The sequence below is a fragment of the Leisingera sp. SA215 genome (assembly GCF_055902035.1).
This window is the reverse complement of sequence record NZ_JBVVXU010000030.1, coordinates 18,807-30,865: the sequence shown is the minus strand read 5'-3', so window position 1 is coordinate 30,865 and position 12,059 is coordinate 18,807. Positions and strand designations below refer to the sequence as shown.

General features: G+C 66.3%; 13 protein-coding genes. 4 read left to right on the top strand and 9 right to left on the bottom strand.

Features of this window, described 5'->3' with window-relative positions; translation table 11 throughout:
* Positions 1-401: 401 nt before the first annotated feature.
* The 3 genes from AC0KW6_RS20480 to AC0KW6_RS20470 all read right to left on the bottom strand — a co-directional run bounded on the left by AC0KW6_RS20480 (position 402) and on the right by AC0KW6_RS20470 (position 2,062).
* A complete protein-coding gene (locus AC0KW6_RS20480; RefSeq protein ID WP_474035900.1) occupies positions 402-1,286 on the bottom strand; it encodes a PhzF family phenazine biosynthesis protein in 885 nt (294 codons plus the stop codon).
* 132 nt (positions 1,287-1,418) lie between these two features.
* Complete coding sequence (locus tag AC0KW6_RS20475) at positions 1,419-1,643, bottom strand: DUF1150 family protein (RefSeq protein WP_323778977.1); 225 nt, start codon at positions 1,641-1,643, stop codon at positions 1,419-1,421.
* 5 nt (positions 1,644-1,648) lie between these two features.
* Entirely contained in the window at positions 1,649-2,062 is a 414-nt protein-coding gene (locus AC0KW6_RS20470) for an Hsp20 family protein (protein ID WP_323778980.1), read from the bottom strand.
* A gap of 181 nt (positions 2,063-2,243) precedes the next feature.
* On the opposite strand from AC0KW6_RS20470, the gene AC0KW6_RS20465 reads away from it, so the two are divergent.
* Positions 2,244-2,468, top strand: coding sequence for a YdcH family protein (locus AC0KW6_RS20465; RefSeq protein ID WP_024089280.1), 225 nt, complete (start codon positions 2,244-2,246; stop codon positions 2,466-2,468).
* A 179-nt stretch (positions 2,469-2,647) separates the two neighbouring features.
* Here the strand turns inward: AC0KW6_RS20465 and AC0KW6_RS20460 are convergent, their stop codons facing one another.
* Complete coding sequence (locus tag AC0KW6_RS20460) at positions 2,648-3,190, bottom strand: hypothetical protein (protein ID WP_474035898.1); 543 nt, start codon at positions 3,188-3,190, stop codon at positions 2,648-2,650.
* A gap of 250 nt (positions 3,191-3,440) precedes the next feature.
* Here AC0KW6_RS20460 and AC0KW6_RS20455 point away from each other — a divergent pair, with 250 nt between their 5' ends.
* From AC0KW6_RS20455 to AC0KW6_RS20445, 3 genes are all read left to right on the top strand, one after another.
* Complete coding sequence (locus tag AC0KW6_RS20455; RefSeq protein ID WP_474035897.1) at positions 3,441-4,736, top strand: uracil-xanthine permease family protein; 1,296 nt, start codon at positions 3,441-3,443, stop codon at positions 4,734-4,736.
* A 204-nt stretch (positions 4,737-4,940) separates the two neighbouring features.
* Positions 4,941-5,429: a 5-(carboxyamino)imidazole ribonucleotide mutase gene (gene purE / locus AC0KW6_RS20450; RefSeq protein WP_323778986.1), complete on the top strand. Its 489-nt coding sequence runs from the start codon at positions 4,941-4,943 to the stop codon at positions 5,427-5,429.
* Positions 5,422-6,510: a 5-(carboxyamino)imidazole ribonucleotide synthase gene (locus tag AC0KW6_RS20445; protein ID WP_474035896.1), complete on the top strand. Its 1,089-nt coding sequence runs from the start codon at positions 5,422-5,424 to the stop codon at positions 6,508-6,510. Before purE ends, AC0KW6_RS20445 begins: the two co-directional genes overlap by 8 nt.
* A 175-nt stretch (positions 6,511-6,685) precedes the next feature.
* Here the strand turns inward: AC0KW6_RS20445 and AC0KW6_RS20440 are convergent, their stop codons facing one another.
* The 5 genes from AC0KW6_RS20440 to groL all read right to left on the bottom strand — a co-directional run bounded on the left by AC0KW6_RS20440 (position 6,686) and on the right by groL (position 12,004).
* Positions 6,686-7,834 carry an alpha-D-ribose 1-methylphosphonate 5-triphosphate diphosphatase gene (locus AC0KW6_RS20440; protein ID WP_474035895.1) on the bottom strand — a complete coding sequence of 383 codons (1,149 nt, stop codon included), beginning with the start codon at positions 7,832-7,834 and terminating at the stop codon, positions 6,686-6,688.
* Positions 7,831-8,667, bottom strand: coding sequence for an alpha/beta fold hydrolase (locus tag AC0KW6_RS20435; protein ID WP_474035894.1), 837 nt, complete (start codon positions 8,665-8,667; stop codon positions 7,831-7,833). The genes AC0KW6_RS20440 and AC0KW6_RS20435 overlap by 4 nt, the downstream gene beginning before the upstream one ends.
* Positions 8,668-8,707: 40 nt before the next feature.
* A complete protein-coding gene (locus tag AC0KW6_RS20430; RefSeq protein ID WP_474035892.1) occupies positions 8,708-9,580 on the bottom strand; it encodes a DMT family transporter in 873 nt (290 codons plus the stop codon).
* Positions 9,581-9,629: 49 nt separating this feature from the next.
* Entirely contained in the window at positions 9,630-10,211 is a 582-nt protein-coding gene (locus AC0KW6_RS20425; protein ID WP_474035891.1) for a GNAT family N-acetyltransferase, read from the bottom strand.
* Between the two features lie 140 nt (positions 10,212-10,351).
* A complete protein-coding gene (gene groL / locus AC0KW6_RS20420; protein WP_474035890.1) occupies positions 10,352-12,004 on the bottom strand; it encodes a chaperonin GroEL in 1,653 nt (550 codons plus the stop codon).
* Positions 12,005-12,059 lie beyond the last annotated feature (55 nt).

Genomic DNA, 12,059 nt, shown 5'->3' with positions numbered 1-12,059 from the left:
TATAAAGCCGACCAACAGCTGCGGCTTTAAACTCGTCTGTGAACGTCCGCCTCGAGTGTCCCATTCCATGTTCCTTTCTTGGACAGGGGTACTTTACCCCGGTGTCCGGGAACAGGAACGAAGTTCATGCTGCCGACGGATGCTGCATGGCGGCAAAAACAATAGCGCGCCCGCGAGCATTTTCTGCGTAAGCAATAGCGGCAAGAGCAAAAATCCGAAATGCCCGGCACAAGGTGAGTTCGGCCTTTGGAAAGGCTGCGCGAGGCACGAACGGCGGAACGGGGAAAGCTGTGCTGCGGCATTCGGCTAGGCTATGGGCGGCAATCAGGCGCGCGTTGCAGGTTTCTGCAAATTCCGCTTCCTGCGCAAAGCTGCCTCTGCTTTACCTGCCCTGCCCTGCCCTACACCGCCTCCGGCAGGTCCACCGTGCCGCGCATCAGCACAAAGCCTTCACCCGCCACCCGCACGCCCTCAATTGCCTCCGCAGACCCGACCCGCGCCACCCGCGCCTGGCCGGGGCGGCCCAGTCCGTGGCCCTGCTCGGCGACAAACTCCGCCTTCTTCATCAGCCCGTGACGCCACAGATAAGCCGCCATGGCGCCGGTCGCGGAGCCGGTGAACGGGTCCTCCGGCGGGCTGGGCGGCGCCATCAGAAGCCGCGAGAATGTATCGCCCGCCTCCGTCGCGCCCTCCAGCGCCACCAGAAACGGCTCCATCATATCGATCCCATCCGCGCCCAGCGACTGGCCCAGCGCGGCCAGCGCCTCCAGGTTCAGCTCGGCCGCTTCCAGCGCCGCCCGGTCCTTCAGCACCGTCACGCAGAACGGCAGCCCGGTCGACACTTTCTGCGGCCGCCCCGCGATTGCCGCCACCGGCAGCGACACCGCCGCCGCCACCAGCGCGGGGTCGGCAAAGGGGCCGAATTCCGGCGCCGCCTGGGTCATCGAAATCAAATCGCCCTCCAGCGTCACCGGCACAATCCCGGCCCCGGTTTCCAGCGTGATGCTGCCGCCCCCGATCAGCCCGCGGTCCCGCATCGCCGCCACCGTGGCAATGGTCGGATGGCCGGCAAAGGGGATTTCACGGCTGGCCAGGAAGTACCGCACTTTCACATCCGCCACCTCAGACGGGCCGGTGAAGGTGCATTCCACCAGCGAAGTCTCCCGCACGTAGGCGGTGCAGACCGCCTCCGGCAGATGCGCCGCCCGATGCACCACCGCACAGCCATTGCCGCCAAAGGCGCGGCCCGCAAAGGCATCCACCCAGTCGAAATCAAAGCGCGCCATCATCGCCCCCGGTTTTTCAGACATCAAAAAAGGCGGAGCATTGCCCGCCTTTTCCATCTTGCGGGCCCGTTGCCCGAAGTCAATCCGCAGGCCTCGCAGCCCGCTGCAGACTGGCCTTGACGCCGCCCGGCCCTAATGCACCGGCACCGGCGTCATGTCGTTCTGCCGCGCCAGCACAAAGGCGAGGCGGCGGTCGGCCACCAGCGCCAGCTGGCCGCCCTCGGCGTCATGCACCGCATAAAGCTGCTCATGGCCGCCCGCGCTGTCCCGCACGTCCTTGGGAAGATCCGCCACCGCAACCGCCTTTACATAGACGATCCGCTCCGCGCCCTGGCTGAAATCAAACGGTGTATGCATAGCTCTTACCCCTTTTTTATATTGATCGTCTGGACCACGGTTTCAGGCCGGGCACGGGTCAGATCCACATGCAACAGCCCGTTTTCTATCACTGCCTCGCCCACTTCGACGCCATCGGCCAGCACGAACATGCGCTGGAACTGGCGCGCCGCGATGCCGCGGTGCAGGAACACCCGCCCCTCGCTGTCGTCGCGCTGGCGGCCGCGGATCACCAGCTGGCGGTCCTCGACGGTGATCGCCAGATCCTCCTCGGCGAAACCGGCCACGGCCAGGGTGATGCGGTAGGAATGATCGGACGTCTGTTCGATATTATAGGGAGGATAGCCTTCGTTGCCCGATTTGGCCGAGCGTTCCAGCAGACGTTCCAACTGCTCGAATCCCAGCATATGCGGATAAGAGGCCAAGGTAAGTTTCGACACGGTGTTCGTCCTTTATGCCAAAGCGACGGATGCGCGCGGCCCCGGTCCCGGCAGCCGCTTCCAGAAGAATATGGGAAGTTCCTTTTGGATTCACAAGAGCATGTGCCCATAGGCCTAGCGGAAAATCTGTTAAGGAAGTATCTTCAGCCTTACTTCAATCCTAAGCTTTACTGAGTCGCCAATGAACGCACCCACAGATGTGTCGATGAAGACCGATGAGGTCCTCAAGGTTGAGCTGGAGGTTTTCCGCAGGCAGCACCGGGATCTGGACGAGGCAATCGGCGCGCTGGAAGAACGCGCCACCAGCGATCAGCTGACGATCCGCCGCCTGAAGAAACAAAAGCTCATCCTCAAGGACAAGATCGCCTTGATCGAAGACCGGCTGACCCCGGATATTATCGCCTGACAGCGCCGCCGGCAAAGGGCGGGCCCGCGCCTGAGCCGCAGGGGCGCAGCTGCAGAACGCAGTGTTTTACCAGTTCCCACCGGGTCTCCCGCCCGCTTCTCCGCGCAGCCGGCTGCGCCGCAAGCCGTTGGGCATGGCAGCGCGCCTGACGGCGCGCTGCGGTTCCGCGTCACTGCAGGTTACAGATCCTTGCAGATTACAAATCCTTGCAAAGCCGCAGCGCATCCTGGACGGCAGCGTGCATAGTGCGCCCGCAAACCGCATCCCCGGCCCGCGCCAGCCGGAAACCGCCCTGCGGATCCGGCGCCGGGTCCTGCCCCCGGCCGCCAGCGCAATCCTGCCGCACCCGCCGGCCCCGGCACCGGCAGCCAGTGCCCATCGTCCCAGGCGGTGCGGCGGCCCGTATCGCTGAACTGGCACATCACCGCAGCGCCAGGGCTGCCCCCCTCCGTCAGCCTCTGGAACCATGGGGTGATGCTGCCATCGCCGGCATACAGCTGCCCGAAGACCAAAGGGCTGTCCGCCGCGATATAGGCCGGGCCGCCGGTGATCGCCAGCGCAAGGCCGCCGCGCGATTTCTCCTCATGGTGCAGCCGGTAACGGCCGCGCGGATCGCCGCCCTGCTGAAACGAGGGCGCATGCGCCGTGCTCATGATCCGGTTGCGCAGGGTTAGGCGGCGGTTCCGCAAGGGCTGAGCAAGCGGATCATTGGTCAGGATCATGGGGTGCGCTCCGTTTGGTGCTGCCACCTGCCATAGGTCCGGCCCGGCCGCTGGCCCGCTTGCAGAAAACCGGCCTCTTGCCGGCGCCGTTGCGGCAGCCCGCCCGCGGCTGGCGGAATCTCCGTCTGACTGGATGGTCAAAGCCGGATTTTCCGTTTACCAGCGGCGCAATTTGTGCCCGCCGCCCGTTCCGGCACCGGCGGCACAGCCGAATAACCCGGCCGAATAACCCGGCCGATTGAACCAGAAGATGAGCCAGACAATGACCGCCACCAGCGACCGCAGTCCGGTGCCTGATGTCCAGGACACCGCGTACAGATTCTCCCCGAAACAAGCGCTGATCGGCGCCCAGATGCTGTTTGTCGCCTTCGGCGCGCTGGTGCTGGTGCCGCTGCTGACCGGGCTGAACCCCAGCGTGGCGCTGTTCACCGCGGGGATTGGCACGCTGATCTTCCAGATCGTGACCCGCGGCCAGGTGCCGGTGTTCCTGGCGTCCTCCTTTGCCTTCATTGCGCCGATCCTCTACGGCGTGCAGACCTGGGGCATGGCGGCGACCACCGGCGGGCTGGCGGCAGCGGGCCTGCTCTATGTGGCTCTCAGCTTTGCCATCCGCGCCTTTGGCGCCGGTTTCCTGCACCGGCTGCTGCCGCCGGTGGTGGTCGGCCCGGTGATCATGGTGATCGGCCTGTCGCTGGCGCCGGTGGCGGTGAACATGGCCACCGGCCTGGCGGGCGGCACCCAGGTGATGCCCAGGAACACCGCCCTGCTGCTCGCCGCTGTTGCCCTCGGCACCACCATGCTGACCGCAATCCTCGGCCGCGGCATCATCCGCGTGGTGCCGATCCTGGCCGGTGTCGCCGCAGGCTACGGCGCCGCGCTGATCCTCGGGGCGGTCACCGGGCAAAGCCTGATCGACACCGCGCCGCTGGCCGCGGCGGACTGGTTCGCAATCCCGGCCTTCGTCGCGCCCGAGTTCAACCCCGCTGCCATCCTGTTCATCCTGCCGGTCGCCATTGCGCCTGCGATCGAACACTTCGGCGACATCCTGGCAATCTCCAATGTGACCAAGCGCGATTACATGCAGAAACCCGGCATCCAGAACACCATGCTGGGCGACGGGCTGGCCACGGCCGCTGCGGGCCTGCTGGGCGGGCCGCCCAACACCACCTATTCCGAGGTCACCGGCGCCGTTACCCTGACCCGCGCCTTCAACCCGGCGATCATGACCTGGGCGGCGATCTTCGCCATCGCGCTCTCGTTCATGGGCAAGCTTTCGGGCGCCCTTGCCACCATCCCGATGCCGGTGATGGGCGGCATCATGATCCTGCTGTTCGGCATGGTCACCGTGGTCGGCCTGTCGGTTCTGGCCAAACTGGGCGAGGCGCTGTCCGAGGCCCGCAACATGGTGATCATCTCCACCGTGCTGATCATCGGGCTCGGCGGGCTGACGCTGCAATTCGGCGAGGGCTTCACCCTGGCAGGCATCGGCCTCTCAGGCGTTGCGGGCCTCTTGCTGAACCTGATCCTGCCGCAACAGCGCGGCTGATCCCGCCAAGCGCCGCCGCCGCGCCCGGGCGCGGCGGCGCTGCAGCTTGCCTGCGTCCCGCGCGGGCGGGAGCCGCCTGCGGCAAAGCGCCGGAGCGCGCAAAATAAGGCCGGATGCCCTGCGAATCCGCCGCCTGCCGGATTGCGCAGAACCCAGCTTTCCCTATAGTGCGCGCTCCACAAGCCGCGACAGGAGCCAACAGCCATGGCCGACATCAAAGTAGGCATCATCATGGGCAGCCAATCCGACTGGCCCACCATGAAGGAAGCCGCCACCATCCTGGATGAACTGGGTGTTCCCTATGAGGCCAAGATCGTCTCTGCCCACCGCACCCCGGACCGGCTGTGGAGCTACGGCAAATCCGCCGCCGGGCGCGGGCTGCAGGTGATCATCGCAGGTGCCGGCGGCGCCGCGCATCTGCCCGGCATGGTGGCCTCCAAGACCCGCGTGCCGGTGGTTGGCGTGCCGGTGCAGACGCGCGCCCTCTCCGGTGTCGACTCGCTCTATTCCATCGTGCAAATGCCCAAAGGCTTCCCGGTGGCCACCATGGCGATCGGCGCCGCCGGCGCCGCCAATGCGGGCCTGATGGCCGCAGGCATCCTGGCGCTGCAGGACCCCGCCCTGGCCCGGCGCCTCGACGACTGGCGAGAAGCGCTCTCCGCCTCCATCCCCGAGGAGCCCTCCGATGACTGAAGCCCACGCACAGGTTTTGCAGCCCGGCGCCACCATCGGCATCCTCGGCGGCGGCCAGCTCGGCCGGATGCTCTCGGTCGCGGCCTCCCGCCTCGGCTTCAAGACCCATATCTTCGAGCCGGGCGCCAACCCGCCCGCGGGCCATGTCGCCGACCGGGTGACCACCGCAGGCTATGAAGATGCCGAGGCGCTCGCCGCCTTTGCTGCTTGTGCCGATGTGATCACCTATGAGTTCGAGAATATCCCGACCTCGGCGCTCGACCTGCTGGAATCGCAAAAGCCGATCCGCCCGGGCCGTGAAGCCTTGCGGATCAGCCAGGACCGGCTGACCGAAAAAACCTTCCTGCAGGGCCTTGGCCTTCAAACCGCGCCTTTTGCCGATATCAGCGATCAGGCCAGCCTCGACGCGGCGCTGGCGGACATCGGCGCGCCGTCGATCCTGAAAACCCGCCGCTTTGGCTATGACGGCAAGGGCCAGGCCCGCATCCAGGCACCGGATGACGCCGCCGAGGCCCTCGCCGCCATGGCAGGCGCGCCCTCGATCCTCGAAGGGTTTGTCACCTTCAGCCATGAGGTCTCCGTCATAGCCGCCCGCGGCGTGACCGGCGAGATCGCCTGTTTCGACCCCGGCGAGAACATCCACCGCGACGGCATCCTGCATACCACCACCGTGCCTGCGCGCCTCAGCAAAAGCCAGCGCATGGATGCGGTGCTGATGGCCGGCAAGATCCTGAACGCGCTCGATTATGTCGGCGTGCTGGGAGTGGAGCTGTTCGTGACGCCGCAAGGGCTGATCGTCAACGAAATCGCGCCGCGAGTGCATAATTCCGGCCATTGGACCCAGAACGGCTGCACCGTCGACCAGTTCGAACAGCACATCCGCGCGGTGGCCGGCTGGCCGCTGGGCGACGGCCGGCGCCATTCCGATGTGGTGATGGAAAACCTGATCGGCGCTGACGTGGACCGCATCCCGGAGCTGGCCAAGGAACCCGGCTGCGCCCTCCACCTCTATGGCAAGGCCGAGGCCAAACCGGGCCGCAAGATGGGCCATGTGAACCGGGTGGTGAAAGCCCAGGACTGAGCGTCAGCTGTCCAGGCCGGGGGCGCTGCCCCCAGACCCCCGGGAGTATGTCCAGCCAGAAAACAGCGCGGACGCTTTGCGCCGGTCAAGGACTGATACTGAACCTGTGAAAGCGGCCCCGCCGGTTTCACGCGCCGCAAAGAGGGCCAGCCGGCCTGATGCGCGGCGCCGCCCCCTAGCACAGGAAACGGGCCGCAACCTCCCCCGACATATAGCTGACCCGCCCGGCCGAGATCGTCGCCGCAACCCGCTGGGTTGCCTTGTCCAGCACCAGGATATCAGCGCGTTGGCCTGCCTCCAGCCGTCCGCGGTCCTGCAGCCCCAGCAGCCGCGCCGGCCCTTCCGAAACCAGCCGCCACGCGGCTGCCAGATCCAGCAAGCCTGAGCGTTCCAGCATCAGCGCCGCCCGGCGCGGGCTGGGATAGTGATAATCCGAGGCCAGCGCATCGCAATACCCCATCGCAATCAGCTCCACCGCCGAGGCATTGCCCTTGTGCGAGCCGCCGCGCACCACATTGGGCGAGCCGAGGATGACGGGATCGCCTGCCGCCCGCGCAGCCTCTGCCGCCTCCAGCGTTTCGGGAAACTCGGAAATCCGCGCACCGCGCGCGCGCCAGACAGCGCGGTCCTGCGCCGTCTGGTCGTCATGGCTGCCCAGCCGCACATCCAGCGCCGCCAGCTCCCGGCACAGCGCATCCAGCCGGCCCGGCACCTCGTCCTTGCGGGCGTGCATATCCTTCAGCATCTGCCAATGCATGTCCGGGTTGCGCCCCGCCTTCAGCGCTTGGCCGGTCAGCCGCGGCGGCTTTTTGCCCGCCGCCAGCCGCTCATGCGGCAGGTGGTCGTTGAACACCACATAAGGCACCTGCCAGTCTGCCGCCCTGGCGGCCAGGCCGGCATAATCCTCCAGCATATGGACCTCGAACCGCAGCTGCGGCAGCAGGTCTGTCACCAGGCTGCCGCGCACCGCCTTGATGCCCTCAAACACCTGGGCCGCAAATTCCGGGCCGCGCAAACCGCCCTCCCAGGAGTAGAACTGCGCCAGCACCGCCGTGGTGATGCCATTGGCGGCCAGCTCTGCCTCGGCCGCGACGACGCCCTCCGCCATCTGCTTCATCGCGCCGCGACGCGGTGCCAGATGGCGCTCGAACCCGTCGCCATGGGCGTCCACAATCCCCGGCAGCACCAGATAGCCCGCCAGATCAACCCGGCGCCCCGCCGCCGCATCCGCCACCAGCCCGCCGCTTATCGCAATCGCGCCGCCATGCTCCAGTCCGCCGGGGCGCAGCACATCGCCGCCCTGCAGGGTCAGGTCCAATGTCATTGCTCCGCCTCTTCACAGCCGCCGTTCAACTGGCAGGCCTCGGTGATAATCTCTTCCACCGCCGCCAGCCAGGTCAGCGACGGCTCAAACCGCCCTTCCTCCAGGAAATGCAGCGCCTGCGCCATCACCTGCGGATTGTTCATCATATAGGTGTGGGTGACCGGCAGGGTGAGATGCGCCGCCATGCCATCCACCTTGGTGCTTTCGACCGAAACCTTGCCATCATCCGCCCCCGGGATAAGCGCCGAGAACAGCGGGTTCAGCGTCTCGCTGCCGGCAATCACCCCGAGCTCGAAATCCACCGGCGGCAACCGCCCCGGCAGGCCGTCCGCCCCGGTGCCCAGCTGCAGCCCGGCCGGGCCGTTCAGCAGCCCGAACACCTCCCAGTCGCCCAGCTCGTCGACCAGCTCGCTGCCCTGGTTCGGCGGCCCCATCATCACCACCCGCCCCAGGGTTTCCGGGTGGTGATCCTGCAGCCAGTGGCGCAGCAGGATGCCGCCCATCGAATGGGTCACCACATGGGTTTCCGCCGCGCCGCAGGCCGCAAAAGCCTCTGGCAGGGTGGTTTCCGCCAGCACCCCGACGCTGTCTTCGGTCGAGGCATAACCGGGCCGCACCACATCATAGCCGCGCGACTGCAGCACCTCCTCCATCACCGCGAATGAGGTTTCGGACCGCGCCAGCCCGTGCAGCAGGATCACGCATTCGGCGGCGGCAGGCAGCGGCAGCAGCAGGACCGCGGCCAGCGCAGCAGGCAGGGCGGCAGGCAGAACGCCAGGCAGAGCAGCAGGCGGAACGCCAGGCAGGGCGGCGGGTTTCAAACAGGACAACATGCGCCCCAGATAAGCGCATTTGCCAGCCGGTAAAAGCCCCTCACTCCGCCAACGGGGCCCGCGCGGCAGGCGGGCGCAATACCGCCAGGGCAATGCCGCCCAGCACCGCCACCGACCCGAACAGCAGCCGCAGCCCGATGGCCTCGCCCAGCAGCACAGCGCCCGCCAGAATCGCAATCACCGGCACGCTCAGCTGCACCGTGGCCGCCACCGCCGGCAGCAGCTGCGGCAGCACCCGGTACCACAGCGCATAGCCCAGCCCCGAGGTCACCGCCCCGGACAGCACCGCCAGCAGCACGCCATACCCGCTCAGCACCGTGCCGCCGCCCGCCAGCAGCATGACCGGCAGCATCATCACGCTGGACCAGGCGAAATTCACCGCCGTGGAGACCAGCGGCTGCCGCGCGCCGCGCCCCAGCAGGCTGTAGATGCCCCAGCCCAACCCGCTTGCGGCCATCAGCAGCGAGGCCGCCAGAGGTGCTCCGCCCGCCTCGGCCGGCCAGACCACATAGGCCAGCCCGGAAAACGCCAGAACCGCTCCGGCGGCCTGGGCCGCCCCGGTCCGGCTGCCGCGCAGAGCGCCCCACAAGACCATCGAGATCTGCACAACCCCGAACAGCACCAGCGCCCCCAGACCGGCATCAAGATCCTGATACGCCAGTGTGAATCCCGCCATATACAGCGTCAGCGCCGCCCCGCCCCACAGGCTGGCAGGGCGCAGAAGGCGCTCCCGGCTCCAGGTTTCCAGCCCCCGCAGCCGGCAGAGCAACGCCAGCATCAGCGCCCCGGAGACCAGCCGCCACAGGCCAAAGCCGGTGGCATCCATATGCCCGCCCGCAATCGCGGCCCGGCCGAGGATGGAATTGGCCGCAAAGGCCAGCATGGTGAGGCAGACGAGGAGAAACAAACGCATGGGCATTGGCTAGCGTGCCAGACTGCACTGCACCAATGAATTCTTTGTGTCACAGGGCTGAGAAAGCGCGCGGGTAGATCAGTTCCGCCTCCGGCGTGTCATCGCCCCGGCGCAGGATCAGCGTGTATTCCAGCGGGTATGGGCTGCTGAGCTTCTGCGCCCGTGCCAGGCTGAAACCGTGGCGGCCGTAAAAAGACGGTTTCCCCTGGACAACGATATTTCCGGGCAGAGGTTCCTGCACGCCTGCAGGGGCGGCATCATAACAGCTCTGCAAGTGCTGCAGCATCCGCGCGCCGAACCGCCACGGTCCGCGGCACACCTCATCCCGCGGCCCGCCAACCTGCATGTCCGGGCTGCTCTCGGCCAGCCTGCCGCCCTGCCACTCGGGCCGCACCGCCATTGGCGCCAGGCAGGCCCAGCCCTCCGGCGCCCGCATCCGGCTCAGGGCAAAATAGCCGCCTATCTTGCCCTCCCAAGGCGTCTGGAACTCATACAGCATATCGCCGTCCGCCCGCAGCTGCCGCACCAGCCGCGCCTCGGCATCAGTGGGAAAAGCCGCCTTCAGCAGCGCCTCCACCCCGTCATAGTGCGCGTCCGTGACCCCGGTCAGGACATCCGGCCCAATACCCATTTTTGCGTCTCCCGCATTCCCCTTTGCATCAATACCCGCGCCGCAGGCAGGCCGGCAAGGCGGGCCTGATGTCCCCCCGGAAACGAAAAGGGGCCGCCCTTGCAGGCAGCCCCAAAGTCATCCGGATGGATGGCTGATGCTTACATCATGCCGCCCATGCCGCCCATGCCGCCCATGTCGGGCATGCCGCCGCCGGCGCCTGCGCCTTCTTTGGCGGGCTTGTCAGCAACCATGGCTTCGGTGGTGATCAGCAGGCCGGCAACCGAGGCTGCGTCTTCCAGCGCGGTCCGCACCACTTTGGCCGGGTCGATCACGCCGAAGGAGAACATGTCGCCATATTCTTCGGTCTGCGCGTTGAAGCCAAAGGCCGGGTCGTTGCTTTCGCGGACCTTGCCGGCCACAACAGCACCGTCAACACCGGCGTTTTCAGCGATCTGGCGCAGCGGCGCTTCGATCGCCTTGCGCACGATCACGATGCCTGCGGACTGGTCGGAGTTTGCGCCTTCCAGCGATTCCAGAGCCTTGCCGGCCTGAACCAGGGCAACACCGCCGCCGACGACAACGCCTTCCTGCACAGCTGCGCGGGTCGCGTTCAGCGCGTCGTCCACACGGTCCTTGCGCTCTTTCACTTCCACTTCGGTCATGCCGCCGACGCGGATCACGGCAACACCGCCTGCCAGTTTGGCAACGCGTTCCTGCAGCTTTTCACGGTCGTAGTCGGAGGTGGTTTCTTCGATCTGAGCGCGGATCTGGCCAACGCGGGCTTCGATCTCGGCTTTCTCGCCGGCACCGTCGACGATGGTGGTTTCGTCTTTGGTGATTTCGATTTTCTTGGCCGAACCCAGCATGTCCATGGTCACGGACTCAAGCTTCATGCCCAGATCTTCGGAGATCACCTGGCCGCCGGTCAGGATCGCGATGTCCTGCAGCATGGCCTTGCGGCGGTCGCCGAAGCCCGGTGCCTTGACAGCAGCAATTTTCAGGCCGCCGCGCAGCTTGTTGACAACCAGGGTTGCCAGCGCTTCGCCTTCAACGTCCTCGGCAATGATCAGCAGCGGCTTCTGCGACTGGATCACCTGCTCCAGCAGCGGCACCATCGCCTGCAGCGAGGAGAGTTTCTTCTCGTGCAGCAGGATCATGCAGTCTTCCAGCTCGGCGACCATCTTGTCTGCGTTGGTCACGAAGTAGGGCGACAGGTAGCCGCGGTCGAACTGCATGCCTTCGACAACAGTGGTCTCGGTTTCCAGACCCTTGTTTTCCTCGACGGTGATCACGCCTTCGTTGCCGACTTTCTGCATCGCGTCAGCAATCTGCTGGCCGATTTCAGCTTCGCCGTTGGCGGAGATGGTGCCAACCTGCGCAACTTCGTGGCTGTCGGTCACTTCGCGCGCCATGGCGCGGATGCCTTCGACCACTTTGGCGGTTGCCAGGTCGATGCCGCGCTTCAGGTCCATCGGGTTCAGACCGGCAGCAACCTGCTTCAGGCCTTCTTTGACGATCGCCTGGGCCAGAACGGTGGCGGTGGTGGTGCCGTCGCCGGCTTCGTCATTGGTGCGGGAAGCAACTTCCTTCACCATCTGGGCGCCCATGTTCTCGAACTTGTCTTCCAGTTCGATCTCTTTAGCTACCGAGACACCGTCTTTGGTGATGCGCGGCGCGCCGAAGGATTTGTCCAGAACCACGTTGCGGCCTTTGGGGCCCAGGGTCACTTTCACGGCGTCGGCCAGAATGTTGACGCCTTTCAGCATACGGTTGCGGGCATCGGTGTCGAATTTGACGTCCTTAGCAGCCATTGTTCACTCTCCTAGAGAAATTCTTGTGTTTCGCGATGGGTGGGATCAGAGCAGC

What these genes read in the sequence shown, in the direction of transcription:
- AC0KW6_RS20480 (WP_474035900.1), bottom strand. Translation starts at nt 1,286, where the DNA reads ATGGCGCGCTTTGATTTCGACTGGGTGGATGCCTTTGCGGGCCGCGCC.
- AC0KW6_RS20475 (WP_323778977.1), bottom strand. Translation starts at nt 1,643, where the DNA reads ATGCATACACCGTTTGATTTCAGCCAGGGCGCGGAGCGGATCGTCTAT.
- AC0KW6_RS20465 (WP_024089280.1), top strand. Translation starts at nt 2,244, where the DNA reads ATGAACGCACCCACAGATGTGTCGATGAAGACCGATGAGGTCCTCAAG.
- AC0KW6_RS20460 (WP_474035898.1), bottom strand. Translation starts at nt 3,190, where the DNA reads ATGATCCTGACCAATGATCCGCTTGCTCAGCCCTTGCGGAACCGCCGC.
- AC0KW6_RS20455 (WP_474035897.1), top strand. Translation starts at nt 3,441, where the DNA reads ATGAGCCAGACAATGACCGCCACCAGCGACCGCAGTCCGGTGCCTGAT.
- purE (WP_323778986.1), top strand. Translation starts at nt 4,941, where the DNA reads ATGGCCGACATCAAAGTAGGCATCATCATGGGCAGCCAATCCGACTGG.
- AC0KW6_RS20445 (WP_474035896.1), top strand. Translation starts at nt 5,422, where the DNA reads ATGACTGAAGCCCACGCACAGGTTTTGCAGCCCGGCGCCACCATCGGC.
- AC0KW6_RS20440 (WP_474035895.1), bottom strand. Translation starts at nt 7,834, where the DNA reads ATGACATTGGACCTGACCCTGCAGGGCGGCGATGTGCTGCGCCCCGGC.
- AC0KW6_RS20435 (WP_474035894.1), bottom strand. Translation starts at nt 8,667, where the DNA reads ATGTTGTCCTGTTTGAAACCCGCCGCCCTGCCTGGCGTTCCGCCTGCT.
- AC0KW6_RS20430 (WP_474035892.1), bottom strand. Translation starts at nt 9,580, where the DNA reads ATGCGTTTGTTTCTCCTCGTCTGCCTCACCATGCTGGCCTTTGCGGCC.
- AC0KW6_RS20425 (WP_474035891.1), bottom strand. Translation starts at nt 10,211, where the DNA reads ATGGGTATTGGGCCGGATGTCCTGACCGGGGTCACGGACGCGCACTAT.
- groL (WP_474035890.1), bottom strand. Translation starts at nt 12,004, where the DNA reads ATGGCTGCTAAGGACGTCAAATTCGACACCGATGCCCGCAACCGTATG.